The sequence below is a fragment of the Companilactobacillus paralimentarius genome (assembly GCF_963227125.1).
In the GTDB taxonomy this organism is placed as follows: Bacteria; Bacillota; Bacilli; order Lactobacillales; family Lactobacillaceae; genus Companilactobacillus; species Companilactobacillus paralimentarius.
In genome coordinates this window covers 1,286,052-1,304,754 of record NZ_OY724131.1, presented here as the reverse complement: position 1 = coordinate 1,304,754, position 18,703 = coordinate 1,286,052, and the positions used below count along the sequence as shown (strand labels likewise).

The 18,703-nt window shown below is 35.2% G+C and carries 17 protein-coding genes; 2 read left to right on the top strand and 15 right to left on the bottom strand.

What is annotated here, in order from left to right; translation table 11 throughout:
• Positions 1–54: 54 nt before the first annotated feature.
• The 5 genes from glyS to ACI6PB_RS06275 all read right to left on the bottom strand — a co-directional run bounded on the left by glyS (position 55) and on the right by ACI6PB_RS06275 (position 5,376).
• A complete protein-coding gene (gene glyS, locus ACI6PB_RS06295; RefSeq protein ID WP_404327947.1) occupies positions 55–2,115 on the bottom strand; it encodes a glycine--tRNA ligase subunit beta in 2,061 nt (686 codons plus the stop codon).
• On the bottom strand, positions 2,108–3,016 hold the full coding sequence (glyQ, locus tag ACI6PB_RS06290) for a glycine--tRNA ligase subunit alpha (protein ID WP_404327946.1): 909 nt from the start codon (positions 3,014–3,016) through the stop codon (positions 2,108–2,110). Before glyQ ends, glyS begins: the two co-directional genes overlap by 8 nt.
• Before the next feature lie 227 nt (positions 3,017–3,243).
• Positions 3,244–4,002, bottom strand: coding sequence for a DNA repair protein RecO (recO, locus tag ACI6PB_RS06285; protein WP_025085758.1), 759 nt, complete (start codon positions 4,000–4,002; stop codon positions 3,244–3,246).
• Positions 4,002–4,916, bottom strand: coding sequence for a GTPase Era (gene era, locus ACI6PB_RS06280; RefSeq protein ID WP_404327945.1), 915 nt, complete (start codon positions 4,914–4,916; stop codon positions 4,002–4,004). The genes recO and era overlap by 1 nt, the downstream gene beginning before the upstream one ends.
• Position 4,917: 1 nt before the next feature.
• Positions 4,918–5,376 carry a cytidine deaminase gene (locus ACI6PB_RS06275; RefSeq protein WP_373887535.1) on the bottom strand — a complete coding sequence of 153 codons (459 nt, stop codon included), beginning with the start codon at positions 5,374–5,376 and terminating at the stop codon, positions 4,918–4,920.
• A 132-nt stretch (positions 5,377–5,508) separates the two neighbouring features.
• Between ACI6PB_RS06275 and ACI6PB_RS06270 the strand changes: the two genes are divergently transcribed.
• Complete coding sequence (locus ACI6PB_RS06270; RefSeq protein ID WP_404327580.1) at positions 5,509–6,429, top strand: IS30-like element ISLsa1 family transposase; 921 nt, start codon at positions 5,509–5,511, stop codon at positions 6,427–6,429.
• A gap of 65 nt (positions 6,430–6,494) precedes the next feature.
• On the opposite strand, the gene ybeY is transcribed toward ACI6PB_RS06270, so the two are convergent.
• The 3 genes from ybeY to rpsU form a co-directional block, all read right to left on the bottom strand.
• Positions 6,495–6,965, bottom strand: a complete 471-nt coding sequence (gene ybeY, locus ACI6PB_RS06265) for an rRNA maturation RNase YbeY (protein WP_309510949.1) — start codon at positions 6,963–6,965, stop codon at positions 6,495–6,497.
• A gap of 15 nt (positions 6,966–6,980) precedes the next feature.
• Positions 6,981–7,958, bottom strand: coding sequence for a PhoH family protein (locus ACI6PB_RS06260; RefSeq protein ID WP_025085761.1), 978 nt, complete (start codon positions 7,956–7,958; stop codon positions 6,981–6,983).
• 105 nt (positions 7,959–8,063) lie between these two features.
• Positions 8,064–8,246, bottom strand: a complete 183-nt coding sequence (gene rpsU / locus ACI6PB_RS06255) for a 30S ribosomal protein S21 (protein WP_010019742.1) — start codon at positions 8,244–8,246, stop codon at positions 8,064–8,066.
• A 122-nt stretch (positions 8,247–8,368) separates the two neighbouring features.
• On the opposite strand from rpsU, the gene ACI6PB_RS06250 reads away from it, so the two are divergent.
• Positions 8,369–9,190 carry a pyruvate, water dikinase regulatory protein gene (locus ACI6PB_RS06250; RefSeq protein WP_025085762.1) on the top strand — a complete coding sequence of 274 codons (822 nt, stop codon included), beginning with the start codon at positions 8,369–8,371 and terminating at the stop codon, positions 9,188–9,190.
• An 18-nt stretch (positions 9,191–9,208) separates the two neighbouring features.
• Here ACI6PB_RS06250 and ACI6PB_RS06245 read toward each other — a convergent pair whose 3' ends face one another.
• From ACI6PB_RS06245 to hisS, 7 genes are all read right to left on the bottom strand, one after another.
• Entirely contained in the window at positions 9,209–10,108 is a 900-nt protein-coding gene (locus tag ACI6PB_RS06245) for a deoxyribonuclease IV (protein WP_025085763.1), read from the bottom strand.
• A gap of 216 nt (positions 10,109–10,324) precedes the next feature.
• On the bottom strand, positions 10,325–12,622 hold the full coding sequence (locus ACI6PB_RS06240) for a BspA family leucine-rich repeat surface protein (RefSeq protein WP_404327944.1): 2,298 nt from the start codon (positions 12,620–12,622) through the stop codon (positions 10,325–10,327).
• A gap of 464 nt (positions 12,623–13,086) precedes the next feature.
• Positions 13,087–13,965 (bottom strand): YitT family protein, encoded by an 879-nt coding sequence (locus ACI6PB_RS06235; RefSeq protein ID WP_025086126.1) that lies wholly within the window; start codon positions 13,963–13,965, stop codon positions 13,087–13,089.
• 66 nt (positions 13,966–14,031) lie between these two features.
• A complete protein-coding gene (msrA, locus tag ACI6PB_RS06230; RefSeq protein WP_025086125.1) occupies positions 14,032–14,550 on the bottom strand; it encodes a peptide-methionine (S)-S-oxide reductase MsrA in 519 nt (172 codons plus the stop codon).
• Positions 14,550–14,990: a peptide-methionine (R)-S-oxide reductase MsrB gene (msrB, locus tag ACI6PB_RS06225; RefSeq protein ID WP_309510951.1), complete on the bottom strand. Its 441-nt coding sequence runs from the start codon at positions 14,988–14,990 to the stop codon at positions 14,550–14,552. The genes msrA and msrB overlap by 1 nt, the downstream gene beginning before the upstream one ends.
• A gap of 353 nt (positions 14,991–15,343) precedes the next feature.
• Entirely contained in the window at positions 15,344–17,113 is a 1,770-nt protein-coding gene (gene aspS, locus ACI6PB_RS06220) for an aspartate--tRNA ligase (protein ID WP_025086124.1), read from the bottom strand.
• 2 nt (positions 17,114–17,115) lie between these two features.
• On the bottom strand, positions 17,116–18,387 hold the full coding sequence (gene hisS / locus ACI6PB_RS06215; RefSeq protein WP_404327943.1) for a histidine--tRNA ligase: 1,272 nt from the start codon (positions 18,385–18,387) through the stop codon (positions 17,116–17,118).
• Positions 18,388–18,703 lie beyond the last annotated feature (316 nt).

Here is an 18,703-nt window from a genome sequence, read left to right as displayed (position 1 = left end):
CAGCTTTTATTTTTTGAGACTTATGTCACAGCCTCTTTATCTTTTTATATAAAACTATTTCGTAACAATTTTAGAAAGATCACCAAGTTTAGCAATCAAGTTATTAGCAATAACTAATTGTGTTAAACGGTTATTCTTAACCTTTTCATCTTTAGCCATAATCATATTCTCATCGAAGTATGAATCAATTGTTGGACGTAGTGCTGCCAATTGTTTGAATAGATCTTCAGCATTATCATCACTAATTTTAGCTACTTGTTCCTTCAACTTAGCTTCTGATGGATTTTCAAATAATGAATCGTCAACTGTCAAATCGTCTGAATAGCCAAACTTAGCCTTCTTAGATAGGTTAACAATTCTACCTAATGCTTCCATGATAACTTTAAAGTCATCATCAGCAATATGATTTTGTAGTACTTTAGCAACATCAATCATAGCGATTGGATCAACATTTGAACCACCAGCAACAGCATCAATAATATCCACACGGATATCTTGTTGTTTCAATAATTGACGTACGCGGTCAATCATGAAGTCATCAATGTCTTTTTCATGTTTACTTAAATCTAATTTAGCAGGAACTGTTAAGTTAGCCTTCAAGTAATCTTGAAGATCATTTAAATTCAATGACCATTGATATTGATTAAGAATTCTGACAATACCATAAGCTTGACGACGCAATGCATATGGATCATTTGAACCACTAGGAATCAAATCAACTGCATAGAAAGTAACTAATGAGTCTAATTTATCAGCAATAGCTAGAGCTGCCCCAACTTTACTTGCAGGTACTTCACCTTCAGCAGAAATTGGCATGTAGTGTTCACGAACAGCATGAGCAACAGCTTCTGTTTCACCCATAATTTCAGCATACTTTTCACCCATGACACCTTGTAGTTCTGGGAATTCATCAACCATGCTTGTTACAAGATCAAACTTATAAATATCACTGGCACGTAATAAATCTTTAGTTTCAGTTTCATCTAATTTGAATAATTTGGCCAAATGTTCAGCAATTTGGTGAACCCGAGCCATTTTTTCATACATTGTACCGATTTTAACATGGAAGTTAACTGATTTAAGTTTTTCAACATAATCAGCAATTGTCTTCTTTTGGTCTTCTTTAAAGAAGAAATCAGCATCTTCTAGACGAGCAACAAGAACTTTTTCATTACCACGAATAACATTTTCGATATGTTCTGTATTACCATTTCTAACACCGATAAAGTAAGGAGCTAACTTCCCACTTTGATCACGTACATAGAAGTATCTTTGATTATCCTTCATTGAAGTGATTAGGACTTCCTCAGGGATTTCCAAGTACTTCTTATCAAATGAACCATAGAAAGTTGTTGGGAATTCAACTAGATTGTTAACTTCTTCCAACAAGTCGGCATCAACATCAATATCCCACTTATTGTCTGTAGCAATTTTACTAATTTGATCAGAAATAATTTGTTTACGTTCTTTAGCATCAACGATAACAAATTGTGATCTCAATTTTTCAACATAGTTCTTAGCGTCATCAATTTCAACATCTTCACCTAGGAATCTGTGTCCACGAGTCATACGTCCAGAAGTAATATCAAGAATCTTGACTGGTACTTCTTCAGTATCAAGTAGAGATACCAACCAATGAATTGGACGAATATATTCGAAATCATATGAACCCCAACGCATTCTTGTAGGGAATGTGATAGCTTTAATGACTTCATCCATATGGCTCAATACATCTTCAACTTTTTGACCATCTTCATGCTTTTGAATATAAGCATATTCAACACCCTTTAGTTCTTCAAAGAAAATGTCATCTGGTGTCATGCCTTGTCCACGTGCAAATCCTTGTGCAGCCTTTGTCCAATTGCCATCAGCATCTTGAGCAATCTTTTTAGATGGACCTTTAGCTTTGACATCAATATCAGTTTGTTTATCAGCAATACCTTTAACAAGAATTGTTAATCTTCTAGGAGTAGAAAATTTTTCAATTGAATCAAAAGAAATACGATTTTCTTTAAGGAATTTCTCTGCCCTTTGAGCAAATTGATTAACACTCTTAGTTACAACATGGGCTGGCATTTCTTCCAATCCAATTTCTAATAAGTAATTTTTAGCCATTTTCATTCTCCTTTGCTTGACTGTTTGCTAGAAGTGGGAAGCCACGTTTCTTTCTTTCCTCAACAAAGGCCTTAGCAACCTTATGTGCCATTTTTCTAATACGTGATAAGAAAGCAGCACGTTCAGTAACAGAAACAGCACCACGAGCATCTAACAAGTTAAATGTATGTGAACATTTCAAGATGTAATCGTAAGCTGGGTGAACTAAACCTAGATCCATCAAACGATTAGCTTCTTTTTCATATTCATCGAAGAATTTGAAAAGCATATCTTGGTTACTTTCTTCAAATGAGTATTTTGAATGTTCGTATTCAGGTTCCTTAAAGATATCACCATACAAAACACCGTCGCCCCATTCAAGATCATAAACAGAGTTTACATCCTGAATGTATGATGCTAGACGTTCAACACCGTAAGTGATTTCACTAGTTGTTGGATGACATTGAAGTCCACCGACTTGTTGGAAGTATGTAAATTGAGAAACTTCCATACCATCAAGCCAAACTTCCCAACCAACACCGGCACAACCCATTGATGGGTTCTCCCAGTTATCCTCAACGAAACGAATATCATGTTCTAGTGGTTCAATACCTAAGGCACGTAATGAATCCAAATAATATTCTTGAATGTTTTCTGGAGCTGGTTTCATAACAACTTGGAATTGATGATGTTGGTACAAACGGTTAGGGTTTTCACCATAACGACCATCAGCTGGACGTCTTGATGGTTCAACGTAAGCAGCATTCCATGGTTCTGGTCCAATTGCACGTAAGAATGTGTATGGACTCATTGTTCCGGCACCTTTTTCTGTATCATATGCTTGCATTAACATGCAGCCCTTACTACCCCAAAATTTTTGAAGAGTAAGAATCATATCTTGTATATTTAACTTCTTAACCATGTTTTCTCCCTTCAGGCAAAACAAAAAAAAATCCCTTGCAGTGTACACTTAGGCACTCTCTGCAAGGGACGATTATTCGCGGTTCCACCCTAATTCAGGACAAAGTCCTGCTCTTTTATATTCAAATGAAAATTATACGCCATAAATCTTAATCAGGGCTTCCACCATCCCCTGTCGCTGTTTTCACAATTACAAATATAACCATTTTCATAAAGATTGTCAATTAGCTAAAAGCGCCAACGCTTCATTTTATCGATAAAAGTCTTACTTTTAGGATAATATCCAACCGTTCCTAAATAAATCGCATCAATTGCATGTTGAATCAAATCTTTATTATTTTCTTTAATTTCAATTTTACCAACTTGATCTAAACTAATTTTGCTAAATAAACGCAAAAAATAGATGATTCTTTTAGGAATATGCAAACGATGGATATCATTATCGAAGTGATTTGAGCAGATCAATCCGCCTAAAAGAACCGAAAAATCGAAGACCCCCTCAGTTTCACCACCGACTACACAAGCGTCCATATTAGGCTTTACTCCAAAGGCATCTAATAATTTCATCTGCATAATATTGACAATGATCTGTGCATCATAGCCATTATCAATGTACAACAAGGCCTTAAAGAGCTCCCGATACCATTTATCTGGTACCGGATCATCAATAAAAGCCTCATGATACAGATCAAATAGAAAAGTAGCATAAGCGTTTAATTCAATGTCTTGTACAATCTCATCAAATTGCTTGATATTACTAGCCGAATTCAAGTATGACAGCCCATCATCACGAACTACGCCTGAGTATTCACCATATGAAAACGTAATTACTGAACCTGATATCTTGGATTTAGAGTTTTGCGTACTACGAACCAAAAAAGTTCTAAAACCATATTCTTTCGTCAGAATTGTGACCAAAGCATCCCGTTCTTTATAACGTTGACGTCGTACAACAATTCCAAAGAAATTAGTTGCCGTTTGATGCATTAATTATTCAAGTCCTTCAATGAATAGCCAGCACTAGCTAAAAAGGCTGGATCATCACGCCAATTTTTCTTAACACGTACCCAAAGCTTCAAATTAATCTTCTCACCTAACAGATGTTCAATCTTAATACGTGAACCAATACCAATATTCTTCAACATAGAACCGCCACGTCCGATAACAATAGGCTTTTGACTATCACGTTCAACATAAATATAAGCTTCAATTTGAAGTTTACCAGCAGCGCTACGTTGGTTCATTGATTCAACTACAACAGCAATTGAGTGAGGAATTTCATCACGTGTATCTTCCAAAATCTTTTCACGAATCAATTCACCGACAATAAAGTATTCTGGGTGATCAGTAATTTGGTCATCAGCATAATATTGTGGTCCAACTGGCAAAGCCTTCGTCAAAGAGTCGATCAAATCATCAACGTTGTTACCATTAGTTGCAGAAATTGGAATAACTTCAGCAAAATCCATCAAATCTTTGTATTCGTCAATTTGTGGCATCATTTCATCAGGATTGATCAAATCAATCTTGTTTAGAATCAAGAAAACTGGTGCCTTAACTTTCTTCAATTCTTCAATGATAAATTTGTCCCCAGGGCCAGCTTTTTCTCCAGCTTCTGTCATGAATTGTACAGCATCAACTTCCTTAAGAGCAGAAATGGCAGCCTTATCCATGTATTGATCCAAATCATTATGTGGTTTGTGGATTCCCGGTGTATCCAAGAAAATAATCTGACGTTCATCATCAGTAAAAATTCCTTGAATCTTGTTACGCGTTGTTTGTGCTTTAGGTGATGTAATAGCAATTTGTTCTTTAATAATACGATTCATAAATGTTGATTTACCAACATTAGGACGTCCAATAATTGCTACAAAACCTGATTTATAATTTTTATTATCCATATTAATTCATATCCTCATCACTGAATGCTAGTGGCAAAATTTCTTTGAAAGTATATTTCTTATAGTCATTACGATTATTAGCTAAAAAGACAATATCATCTGGTCCCATAAATTCACTCATTACTTGACGACAAGCTCCACAAGGTTTTGACATTTCCTCAGTCCCGTTAGTGATTACGATTGCCTTAACTTTTTTAGCGCCTTCCGAAACAGCTTTAAAGATAGCTGTTCTTTCAGCACAATTAGTTAGACCAAATGATGCATTTTCGACGTTAACACCAGAATAGACTTTGTCATCATCACAAAGAATAGCTGCGCCAACCTGGTAATGAGAATAAGGAGTGTAAGCATTTTGCATAGTCCTATCAGCAATATCAAATAGCTCTTGTTCGTTAATTTCCACTAGTTTCAGTCTCCTTTTTGTATTTCTACTATGTTTATAATACAAGAGATTACGCAAACTAAAAAGTAAAAGCTCACTTATTTTTCAAAATGGCAAATTCTATAATTAATCCGAACAGAAATTAAAAAGCCCAAAGCAATCACTTACAATGGTAGTAGCTAATTCCAACCAATATAGGGAGTGATTACTTTGGGTACATCTACTTTATCACGTTTTCAACGTGGCGCACTAGCACAACTGGTCAATGAGGGGAATAAATCTTACCAAGTAATGGCTGACGCCTTAGGCGTCACCAAAGCTACGATTAGCTATGAGTTGGACCGGGTTAAACCTTATGATCCAGAATTAGCTCAGCAAGATGCAGATCGCAAAAGGCGGAATTGCGGTCGTCGTTCGATGCTGACGGCAGCATTAGCGACTTTAATTACCAATCACTTACGATTAACCTGGTCACCAGAAACCATTGCGGCCGCTTATAACTTGAGCACTGCGTCAATTTATAATTGGCTTAATCGTGGCTGGCTCCCCTTCAAATTGACTGATCTACCCAATCGGAATGTCCGCCAGCACCGAGTGAGCGAAAATCGTGGGAAATTTACAAGTGGGACTTCCATCGAACAACGGCCAACAACTGTTAATCAACGGTTAGCTTTTGGTCATTGGGAAGTAGATACGGTGCTTTCTAGTCGAGGTGAGTCACGATCATGTCTGGTTACATTCGTAGAACGTAAGACCCGACTTCTATGGGCCATCAAAGCCCCTAATAGAACGGCTAAGGCTCTAAACACCGCCTTTGGCAAGTTTATGGGGGCCTTCGGTCCCCAAGTAAAATCCATTACTGTTGATCATGGTAAAGAGTTTGCCAATTATCAGGCCTTAGAACAGGATTATCAGATCAAAGTTTATTTTTGCCATCCATATTCACCATGGGAGCGAGGTTCCAATGAATATTTTAATAGACGGTTACGCTGGTTCTTCCCGAAAAAGACCAATTTTAGCCAAGTAACGACTGATGAGATCCTAGCAGCACTTGAACTAATTAATCAACGACCATTAAAAATACATCATCAACAGACTGCCATTGAAAGATTCCGGGCTTGTTCGGATTAAACTTGTAATTTGCCAAATAAAATAAGAGCAGATAATCAAAGTACAATTATCCACTCTTTCAATTTTTATTTTTCTAAACCATAAGCGCCCAAAATCTTTTCTTGTAAACCAATCATGACTTTCTCGTCTTCTTTCTTGATATGGTCATAACCATTCAAGTGAAGAATTCCATGCACGATTGTATAGCCTAGTTCTCGATCAAATGAATGTTCATAGTCTTTAGCATGCTCTGCTACAATTTCAGTACTAATAAACAAATCACCTAAATCAACTGGTAAATCGGGAATTTGATTCTCTAGATAATCTAGTGAATCCTCACCATCATTAATGGCAAAACTAATAACATCAGTCGCACGATCAACATTACGATATTCTTTATTAATATCATGAATACCATCTTTAGTTACAAAATGAATCGATAGTTGTGTATTTTCCTTTAATTCCAATTGATTAAAAGTAAATTGAACAATATCTTTCACCCAATTTTCTCTATTTTTGTCGATCAAATTATCATCATTAAAAATTTCTAAGTCCATAATAATTCCCCAATATTATTTTTCTTTTTTATCCGAATCCTCATAAGCGTCAATAATTTCAGCAACCACCGGATGTCTAACAACATCGGCTGAAGTGAAGTTAACAAATTCAATGTGTGGTAAATTTTTCAAAACTGATTGTGCTTGAATCAAACCACTACGAGTGTGACCTGGCAAATCAATCTGAGAAATATCACCATTAACAATCATTTTAGAATCAAAACCCAAACGTGTTAAGAACATCTTCATTTGCTCTCTAGTAGTATTCTGAGCTTCATCTAGGATAACAAATGACTCATCCAGCGTACGGCCTCTCATATAAGCTAAAGGTGCAACCTCAATCACACCTCTTTCAAGTAAGCGGCTAGTGTGATCAGATCCTAGGATCGCATACAGAGCATCATAGATAGGTCTCATGTACGGATCGACTTTTTCTTTAAGATCACCTGGCAAAAATCCTAAGCTCTCTCCAGCCTCAACAGCCGGTCTAGTAAGGATGATTCTCTGAACCTTGCCTTGTTTCAAGGCCGCTACAGCCATAACAACGGCTAAATAAGTTTTACCAGTACCAGCAGGTCCAATACCGAAAGTAATATCATTATGATTAATGGCATTAACATATTGTCTCTGGCCAAAATTACGTACACGAACCGGTTTACCACTGAAATCTTTGATCAACTCGTCTTTATATAAGTCACCAAAATAATCCAATGTACCACGTTCATCCATCTTTAGTCCACTTACAATATCGGCTGATCCCAGAGTTACACCACTGTTGACTAATTCCATGAATTTATTTAGAAGATTTACGGCGTGCTTAACATTGTCCTCTGCACCCGTAACGTCTAAACGATCGCCAAATGCATGAATTTCTACACTTAACCCTTCTTCAATTAAATGCAAGTTACTATCATTTACACCAAAAAGACTGATTGCGTTTTGAGGATTTTTGATTTGAATGCTTTCTTTACTTTGTTCAACTTTTTCTGTCAATAAAAACAAACCTCCATCTTACCTTGAATGATATCACAAAGCTGAATTTTTTTGACAAAAAAAAGGTTAAAACAATTTAAATTGTCTTAACCTTAAAAGAAACTATTAACGACGTTTCTTGTTGCGCTTGCGAGCAGCCTCTGACTTTAACTTTCTCTTGACACTTGGCTTTTCGTAAAACTCACGTTTTCTATATTCTTGAAGTGTACCACTCTTTGAAACAGAACGTTTGAATCGACGAAGAGCATCATCAAGCGACTCGTTTTCACGAACGACGGTTTTTGCCATATGATAATCCCTCCTTCCGCATTCTAACGTAACTGTCTATTGCTCTTGCAGTTCATATGTTATTATAACAAAAAGAAGTTAATGTTCAAATATTTTTTTAAATTTTTTTGGAGGAATTTATTATGAAAGAGAAATTAAATGTCTTTGTTCTATCCGACGGTGTCGGTGAAACCGCTCTGCGCGTTGCCAAAGCGGCTTTTGCACAGTTTCCAGATATGGATACAACTTATACAAAATATCCATTCGTAAAAAACAATTCACAGCTAGAAAACATCCTAAATTTGGCAAAAGAGAAGCAAGGAGTCATTTTACATACGATTGTTTCAACCGAAATTTGTAATGTGATCAATGAATTTTGTCAGGACAATCATCTAGTTTATTACGATATTTTAAATCCAATCATCGGTACATTTTCACAAATGACACATCAAAAGCCTTTACGCAAAAAAGGACTTCTACATGAATTAGATAAAAATTACTTCGACATGATTTCTGCCATGGAATTCACTGTAACTAATGACGATGGTCAAAATCCTAAAGGCTTCTTAGAAGCCGATTTAGTTCTCCTGGGTATCTCCAGAACTTCTAAAACGCCTCTATCGCTCTATCTCGCCAATAAAAACATCAAGGTAGCTAATTTACCAATTGGTCCCTCATTAGCCATTCCAGACGAACTATGGGCCGTTGATCCCCACAAGATAGTTGGATTAACTAATGATATGAATGTTTTGCAAAAAATTCGCCGTCAAAGAATGATTGCTTATGGATTGGATGCCAACACCACTTATTCTGAAGAAGATGAAATTCAAAAAGAATTAGACTACTCAAATAAAATCTATGAAAAATTGAACTGTCCTGTAATTAACGTAGCCGATCGTTCGATTGAGGAAACAGCAGCTATTATCATGGAACAATTAAATTTCAATGGGTATAAGAAGAGCTAACTCAAATGAGTTAGCTTTTTAATTATTTTGAATTAATTTTTCTTTCATTTCTGGATCAAACTTACCCGCACGAAGCATTTCGATTTCTGGTTTGAAAGGTGCGATTCCCTTTTTGTCATTCTCATCTTTTTTAACATAAGGTGTTTCCATGATTTTAGGAACGCTCTCCAGTTGTGGATGATGAGCCACATAATTCAAAGCATCAAAACCAATTGTGCCGAAACCAATATCCTCATGACGATCCTTATGCGAGCCCGGCTCATTTTTAGAATCGTTTAAATGAATCACTGATAACTTGTCTAAACCGATAATATGGTCGAATTCATTCAAAACACCATCAAAATCATTTTTAATGTCGTATCCTGCATCACTCATATGACAAGTATCCATTGTTACTGACAGCTTATCATTATTAGCACAATTATCAAAAATTTCAGCTAATTGTTCAAAGCTTGTCCCGACTTCTGTACCTTTACCAGCCATTGTTTCAATTGCTATGGAAACTTTTTGATTAGGGTCAATTGCCTCATTCAACGCTTGTCCAATTTGTTTGAGCGCAACATCTGGACCTTGCTTCAAATGTGCTCCTGGATGAAAGCTCAATGCCTCAATTCCTAATGCATCGGCACGTTTTATTTCATCATGCATAAAAGAAATACCAAATTTAAGATTTTCCGGTTTTACTGTATTACCCAAGTTAATGATATATGGTGCGTGACCAATGATGTGATCAATTCCATAAAGCTTCAATAAGCGCTGACCTTCTGGAATATTCATTTCTGAAACATCTTTACGACGTGTATTCTGCGGTGCGCCCGTAAAAATCATCATTGCATTAGCACCATAACTATGTGCTTCTCTAGCTGAACCCGCTAGCATTTTAGGTGCCTTCATAGCAACATGTGAACCAATTATCATTTAAATTCCTCTCCCTTTAACAAATTAAATAAATTAGATTCTATACTCTTTTGATATTGGAATAAAATCAATATCAATTTTATACTATGTATACTAGGCATAAAAGATAATAATATTAAAAATGTTTCAGTTGAGGACATTATTAGTCAGATTCAACGAAATAGAACATCTACTTTAAGCTAAGGAATCAAAAATACTTAATTACTGACAAAAATTCTAAATACTACTCGTAAGGGTCCAATCTAAGATTGTCGAATAATTACCATTCGGTGCATACTTATCATTATTCATATTTAGTAAAACGCCATGATACCTATCCCATTTCAAATCATTCGTTCCTACACCAATTTTTCCATCATAAACTTCGGTTGGTTCTGATGAAAGAATATTATCATTATCATTACCCTTAAAGATCAGTACATTATTTAAAGTCTTTGTATTATCAGAAATATCTGTCAGAGGCCTTTCCATTGAAACTGATAAAGACGATTGCATAGCTTCCTCTGGATAATTACTATTCGTGATCTCTATAGAAAACTCATTCGTTTTTCGAAGGACCAAACCTGAATAGCTTGAAACGCTTCCAAACTCTATGTCGGGCACCTCCAAAGATACGTCAGTTTTAGGTTGTTGTTGCCAAACATAAGTTACGGTAGAACTTCCTGGTGAAGAGAATTTCTTCATAATTGCCTCATTAGTTATCAAATCACCAACCGGTACATGATCAGTTCCTCCATTTGCATTATCGACCTCTTGCCATCTATCACTATCTGCTTTATAAGAGGTACCTGGAATGATCGTTCCTGAAACAGGTGCAGCGATTCCTGATGATGTTCGTAATACCACTTTTGGACCTAATTCTATTTTCCAAAGGGAAGTATCATTAGTAAAAATGTTATCAACATTACTATTTTCAGTTTCATTAGTTGAGGCAATATCGGTAGCTACGGTTGCCTTAGTAGTATCAAAGTTTGAAAGATCCAACGTTTCCAAACTGGTCATCGAACCAAACATAGAATTAAAATTCTTTGCATTAGATGTATCCCAATTTTCTATCGGCAAATAAGTTAACGTTTTTGCGCCATAAAAGGTTTTGGAAAAATTTGTAACTTCTGAAACATTCCAATTTTGCAAAGGAATCGTTGTTGTACCACTAAATCCTGAAAACATCGAGTTCATACTGGTCAATGAATTAGTATTCCAATTTTTTAAAAAATCAATATCAGGTATTTTGGCGTCACTGAACATATTGTCCATTGATGTTACTTTGGAAGTATCCCAGTCAGCAATATTAAACTCATCAGTATCACTAAGATTTGTCCCTTTGAACATATAATTCATACTGGTCACCGAACTAGTATCAAAATTCCCAATTATCTTCTTTAAATTACTCGCACTGATAAAAAGATAATCCATTGACTTAACATTAGATGTATCATACTTAGACAAATCAATAGTTTTAAAATTCGTAAAGCCAAACATTCCTGCCATATTTGTAACCTTATTGGTTACCAACGATTGATACCCTTTTAAATTATCTTCATTTAATAAACGAGAGTTATAAAACATATACCCTGCATTGGAAAGGCTAGTTGTTTTCCATTTAGAAATATCCAGTCCCATTAAATTAGAATTTCCTGAAAACATATAACTCATATCTTTAACATTAGAAACATCCCAATTTTCAAGAAAAGATAAATCAGTCTCTTTAGTGTTACTAAACATACTAGTTACTTTTGATGTATCCCAATCAGCAATATTCTTCACTTTATCGATGTTACTATCACCTGAAAACATACCATTCATTTTGGTCACACTGGAAATATTCCAATTGCTTAAATCTAATGAATCAAAAATTGTCTTGTTAAACAAATAACTCATTGTATCCACTTTTGAAACATTCCAATTTTTAATCTCATTGGGATCACTCTTTGTGAAATCAACACCAGAAAAAGTATAATTTAAATTTGTTACATTAGAGGTATCAAATTTAGATATATCCATGCTAGTCAGCGAATTATCACCTAAAAATAAATAGCTCATATCTGTACATTTTGAAGTATTCCAAGTATTTAAACCAATGATTTGAATTAGATTAGAGTCATTTCTAAAAAATGCTTTTAAGGCAGCTGCGTTAGAAACATCCAAATTTGTAACGTCAATAGTTTTAGCATTAGTCAATCCCGAAAAAGGTCCATAATCTTTACCCGTGCCTAAAATGCTGACTCCTTTATCAACATAGACACTAGTAATTGAACTAGCATATGAAATCCAGCTTCCTTGATCAGTTGTTAAAACCCCAGTATGAATCGTTAATTTACCATCACTATCAATATCCCACGTACAAGTACCATCTTTACCACTGCTAACAATAGCATCCGTTAATGGTGTTAATAATAAAGAAGTCGTACTTTTGTTGGCCGTCAAATCATTATTTATTGTCAACATTTTCTGAATGCCAATTGTAGTATCTGCTTTGACCGTTTGGTTATTATAAGAAAAATATGCCGCCATTAAAAAAACATTAATTAACACAAAAAATAATCGATAATTACATTTATAAATGTTTATTTTCTTCCCAAAATAAAACATACAAATATCAACCCTTTCGTCATCAGAAGTATACAACATAACGAATTATCAATTATCTCTTTTATAAAAAAAATTATGATATTCAATAAGTGGCAAATATTTTATAAATTCCATCCTTATATAGAAAATTGGCCATAAAATGAAGCTAGATTGCATATTGATATATCAAGGATAGTTGTGGCAATGTTATTTAATTAAAAAATATTTATTCTTAATTAATCTTTTTTTAAATTAAAATAGTAAGTAAAAAATCATTTTTACTACTAAAATCAATTGACATTATGATATTAACAACAAAATAAAGTATTATTCTTAAGATATATCGTTAAACACAGAGCAAGTGATTTCGACAAAAAAGGACAAAACCAAACGGTTTTGTCCTTTTTTTAATATATATGAGCCTGATAAAATCGTCCCATGACTTTGACAGTATCTGTGACACTGACAAACGCATGTGGGTCTGAATTAATCATCGCGGTCTCTAAATCATGTAACTCAGCACGTGAGATAACCGTAAACAGAATCGTTTTCTCTTCATGTTTATAAGCACCCTCGGCATCATGCACAATCGTAATACCACGTCTCATTTCATTTTGAATTTGCGTAATAACATTCTTAGGTTTGGAAGTAACAATCATAACTTGAAGTTTCTGATCTTTGTTATAGATCATGTCGATAACTTGTCCGTTAATAAAAATACTGACCGCACTATATAAAGCATGTACCCAACCAAACAAGAAACCAGCACAGGCAACGATAAAGATATTAAACATAATATTTATCGTTCCTACACTTTTACCAGTCTTCTTACGTAGAATAATTCCCAAAATATCAATTCCACCAGTTGAAATACCATTTCTTAATGCCATCCCCGTACCAAATCCATTAGCTACAGCACCAAAAATTGCACACACCAATGGATCGGCAGTAATTTTGATTGGTGGCAACAAATGCATCATCGTACTGGCTAAAGCTACCGCAATCACCGTAAAGACAGTAAACTTGTGATCAATCTTTCGCCAAGATAACACGAATAATGGCGCATTCAATGCAAAATACATTACCGCTGTCGATAAATTAAATGGCAGCCATCGATGTGAAATTGTTGAAATCAACTGAGCAGCACCAGTTACACCAGAACCATAAATTCCACCCGGTGTCCAAAACATGTTAACCGCAACTGATACAGCAATTGAATATAAAAATGCTACTGAAACTTTGGATAAGTATTGATGTCTTTCGATCAACTTATCTAATTCACCCATACTAAAAGTTCTCCTAATTGTCTTAAGTTACCTAAACATATTAGCACAAATGATCAAACTTTTAGATTATTTCCGATGTTTTTTAATAAATTCCCCACGACCGCCACTTTCTTCAAGTTCGTATCTTAGAGGATTTTTCTTATAAAAGTCTTGGTGGTAGTCCTCAGCGTCATAAAATGGTTCAGCGGGAAGAATTTGAGTCACGATGGGATCATCAAATTCTCCAGATTTAGCTAAATCTTCTTTAGACTTTTCAGCAATAGCCTTTTGTTCCTCATTAGCATAATAAATTACTGGGCGGTAGTTATCGCCACGATCCTGAAATTGTCCCATAGCATCAGTTGGATCAGCAACTTGCCAGTAAGTTTCAACTAATTGTTGATAAGAAATAACATCGGCATCATAAGTTATCTTAACGGCTTCGGTATGACCTGTGGTACCAGTACATACTTGTTCATAAGTTGGATTAACAACATGTCCGCCAGTATAACCAGAAATAACAGAAATGATACCAGGTTGTTGGTCAAAAGGACTAACCATACACCAGAAACAGCCTCCTGCAAAAATTGCGGTTTCTTCTTTCATTATTCTGCATCTCCTTCGTCGACATATTTCTTATAATCTGAATATCCTTTTTCATCCATTTTTTCATACGGAATAAATTTTAAGGCTGCTGAATTAATACAGTATCTCAATCCACCTAATTCTTGTGGACCATCAGTGAACACATGGCCTAAATGAGAATCAGCATCTTCACTTCTTACTTCAGTTCTTTCCCTGCTTAATCTTGTGTCGCGTTTTTCCTTTAACTTAGCAATTGGTTCACTAAATGAAGGCCAGCCACAACCAGCATCATACTTTTTAGCTGATGAAAATAGAGGCTCTCCACTTGCAATATCAACATAGATACCTTTTTGATAAAAGTCATCATATTTTCCACTAAATGGACGTTCTGTCGCTGCATTTTGAGTTACATCTAACTCTTCACCAGATAAACCCTCTAGATTTTTTTTATACTCTGCCATAAAAACACTCCTTCTCTATTACTACAAGTTACAGTATAAACATCAGAAATATTAAATCTACAAATATGCTCAAAGACTTACTCCTACAATTGGTTAGATTGTTAAATTGCACACAATTTAAATAATTTTCTAATATTGTTCTAAGTTTACAACAATAAACTATTATATTGCAATCAAATATCTAGATATAAAAATACTTTAGAAAATATTTTTATATCAAAACAAACAACCGTAATAATGGTCTAAATTGATCATTATCACGGTTATTTTGACGTTCTTTCTTTTTGAAAGAAACACTGTTCTATTTTAATTGTGGAAACAAGCTATGCAAGGGTAACTTCTTGCCCTGCTCTCTAGTCTTTTTTACTTACTTCAATTCCTAAATCATCCAATTGTTGTTTTGCAACTTCAAGTGGAGCATGTGTCATTGGTTCTGTAGCATTTGAGTTCTTAGGGAAGGCAATAACATCTCTGATATTATCCTTGCCTGAAAGAAGCATAGCGAATCGATCCAAACCAATAGCCAAACCACCATGTGGAGGACAACCATATTGTAAAGCATCTAGTAGGAAGCCAAATTGTTCATAGGCTTTTTCTTTAGTGAAATTCAATGCTTTAAGCATCTTCTCTTGAATCTTGTAATCGTGGATACGAATTGATCCACCACCAAGTTCATAACCATTCAAAACAATATCATAACTTTGAGCATAAGCTTTATGAGGATCCTCACCATCATTTAGATAGTGAACATCTTCTTCATTTGGCATTGTAAATGGATGGTGAGCGGCAGTCCAACGTTTTATTCCTTCATCATATTCAAACAATGGCCAATTAACAACCCAGATAAAGGCAAATTCATTTGGATCATACAAATGTTGTTCTTTAGCAATTGCCTTTCTCAAGTAACCTAAGGCGTCAGCAACAACTTTTTTCTTGTCGGCGACAAATAGTACTAAGTCATTGTTTTCAAGGCCTAAGCGATCAACAAGAGCGTCTTTGTGATCCTTGATAAACTTAGATACGCCACCTGTCATATCATCATCATTGTATTTGAACCATGCAAGTCCTTTGGCACCAAAACGTTTGATATATTCTTGATAGCTTTCGATATTTTTACGTGAATATTTGTCAGCAGCATTCTTAACAACAATAGCTTTAACTTGACCACCATTATCAATGGTATTCTTGAAGACTTTGAATTCAGTATCCTTCAAAACATCATTCAAGTTTTGTAATTCCATACCAAAACGAACATCTGGCTTATCTGAACCATAACGATCCATAGCATCGTCCCAGTCGATTCTTGGGAATGGAGTTTTAACTTCAATACCCTTTTCATCTTTCATAACACGAGCAATAAGTCCTTCGGTAACTGTTTGAATTTCTTTCTTGTTCATGAATGAAGTTTCAATATCAATTTGTGTAAATTCTGGTTGACGATCGCCACGAAGGTCTTCATCACGGAAACAGTGAGCCAATTGGAAATAACGATCAAAGCCACCGACCATCAACAATTGTTTGAATAATTGTGGTGATTGTGGAAGTGCAAAGAAACGACCAGGATAAACACGTGAAGGAACAAGATAATCACGAGCACCTTCTGGTGTTGATGGTGTTAGGTTTGGCGTTTCAATGTCAATAAAACCATTGTCATATAGATATTCATTAACTGAATGCTTAATTTGAGCACGAGTTCTGATTGCCTTTTGCATTTCAGGTCGACGTAAATCAAGATAACGATACTTTAATTTAGTTTCTTCAGATGAATCAATATCATCTTTGATTTCAAATGGTGGTGTCAATGATTTGTTAAGAATCTCAACCTTTTCAACAACAACTTCAACTTTACCAGTTGTCATTTCATCATTTGTAGCACCTTCGCCACGAAGTCTAACTGTACCGATAACATTGATAACATATTCTGATCTCAATGTTTCGGCTACATCAAGTACATCTTGATGATCAGTATTAAATACTAATTGAACAATTCCTTTATAATCTCGTAGGTCGACGAAAACCAATCCACCTAAATCACGACGACGTTGAACCCAACCGTCTAAAGAAACTTTTTGACCAACATACTTTTCAGTAATGTTGCCACAATAATCTGTTCTTTCTTCCATGTTTATCCCTCGACTTTTTTCAATTCTTCGGCTAAGTTTTCTAACGATACACTGACTTGTTCGCCAGTTGCCATGTTTTTAACATTAGCTGTATCATTCTCTAACTCTGTATCACCAATAGTTACAGTGTATTTAGCATTCAAATTATTGGCTGTCTTGAATTGAGCTTTGATTTTTCTTTGTAGATAATCTTTATCTGCAACAAAACCTGCTTTACGCAAGTTAGAAAGAATCTTCACTGAAGCACGTTCAGCTTTGTCTCCAATTGTTACTAAGTAAACATCCAAAGCGTTTTGACTTGGAATATCTTCATCTTTAAGCAACAACATTAATCGTTCCACACCAAGTCCAAATCCGATACCTGGTGTCTCTGGTCCACCAAGTTCTTCAACAAGGCCATTGTAACGGCCACCAGCTAAAACAGTGATTTCCTTATTGTCGAATGCAGGATCAGTTACCATAAATTCAAAAATAGTGTGGTTATAATAATCAAGTCCACGAACCATTGTTGGATCAATTTCATAATTTACATCAAGATCATCTAACAATGATTGTAGATATTCAAAGCGTTCCTTAGAAGCATCATTCAAATAATCCAAGATAGATGGTGCATTAGCAACAATTTTTTTGTCCTCTGCATCTTTACTATCAAGAATACGTAATGGATTCTTTTCCAAGCGAACCTTTGAGTCATCACTCAATTGATCTTTGAATGGTGTGAAGTAGTCGACTAAAGCTTTATGATAAGCTGCGCGTGACTCTGGATCTCCTAGTGAGTTCAAAGCCACCTTCAAATTCTTGATTCCCAAACGATTCAAGAATTCTAGACCTACAGTAATAATTTCAGCATCTAATTCAGGAGAATCTGAACCAAAAGCTTCAACTCCAATTTGATGGAATTGACGTTGGCGACCAGATTGTGGACGCTCATATCTGAACATTGGGCCCTTGTACCAAACTTTATAAGGCTTGATATGTTCTGGTCCATATAACTTGTTTTCAACATAAGCACGGACAACGCCGGCTGTTCCCTCAGGTCTCAAAGCAATATGTCTATTACCTTTATCTTTAAAATCATACATTTCTTTTGAAACAATATCAGATGTATTACCTGATGAACGTTCAAAAACTTCGTATGATTCAAAGATTGGTGTTCTGATTTCAGAAAAACGATACTTATTAAAGGTATCTTGAGCAACGGATTCTACATATTGCCATTTTTCTGATTCTCCAGGCAAAATGTCCATTGTCCCTTTTGGTTTTTGATAACGCATAAAATCCTCCTTAATAAAAAAACACCCCTGTCTAATTCAGACAAGGGTGCTCTTTTGCACGGTACCACCTAGTATTTTTGCTGCAGTTAACGCCTGCCAAACGATTAAAACCGTCACGCAATCAATTACTATCTGTTCTCAGCAGCCAGATTCTCTGTAAGGTAATTATCTGATTTCGAATATATTTATAAACTATCCGAAATAACCTTTAAAGTCAAGGCAGATTTGGAATTTATTGGGAATATGTGAAAAAATATTCCCCCTTCTACCAAGTTTTTCCAAAAAATTCACATTGTATCTTTCAAGTTAGCGCTTT

Bases quoted from the DNA above. Each gene is read 5' to 3' on its own strand.
- era (WP_404327945.1), bottom strand. From the start codon at position 4,916: ATGGATAATAAAAATTATAAATCAGGTTTTGTAGCAATTATTGGACGT.
- glyS (WP_404327947.1), bottom strand. From the start codon at position 2,115: ATGGCTAAAAATTACTTATTAGAAATTGGATTGGAAGAAATGCCAGCC.
- recO (WP_025085758.1), bottom strand. From the start codon at position 4,002: ATGCATCAAACGGCAACTAATTTCTTTGGAATTGTTGTACGACGTCAA.
- ACI6PB_RS06250 (WP_025085762.1), top strand. From the start codon at position 8,369: ATGAAAGAGAAATTAAATGTCTTTGTTCTATCCGACGGTGTCGGTGAA.
- ACI6PB_RS06240 (WP_404327944.1), bottom strand. From the start codon at position 12,622: ATGGCGGCATATTTTTCTTATAATAACCAAACGGTCAAAGCAGATACT.
- glyQ (WP_404327946.1), bottom strand. From the start codon at position 3,016: ATGGTTAAGAAGTTAAATATACAAGATATGATTCTTACTCTTCAAAAA.
- ACI6PB_RS06245 (WP_025085763.1), bottom strand. From the start codon at position 10,108: ATGATAATTGGTTCACATGTTGCTATGAAGGCACCTAAAATGCTAGCG.
- ybeY (WP_309510949.1), bottom strand. From the start codon at position 6,965: ATGGACTTAGAAATTTTTAATGATGATAATTTGATCGACAAAAATAGA.
- hisS (WP_404327943.1), bottom strand. From the start codon at position 18,387: ATGCGTTATCAAAAACCAAAAGGGACAATGGACATTTTGCCTGGAGAA.
- msrB (WP_309510951.1), bottom strand. From the start codon at position 14,990: ATGGCAGAGTATAAAAAAAATCTAGAGGGTTTATCTGGTGAAGAGTTA.
- ACI6PB_RS06235 (WP_025086126.1), bottom strand. From the start codon at position 13,965: ATGGGTGAATTAGATAAGTTGATCGAAAGACATCAATACTTATCCAAA.
- aspS (WP_025086124.1), bottom strand. From the start codon at position 17,113: ATGGAAGAAAGAACAGATTATTGTGGCAACATTACTGAAAAGTATGTT.
- rpsU (WP_010019742.1), bottom strand. From the start codon at position 8,246: ATGGCAAAAACCGTCGTTCGTGAAAACGAGTCGCTTGATGATGCTCTT.
- msrA (WP_025086125.1), bottom strand. From the start codon at position 14,550: ATGAAAGAAGAAACCGCAATTTTTGCAGGAGGCTGTTTCTGGTGTATG.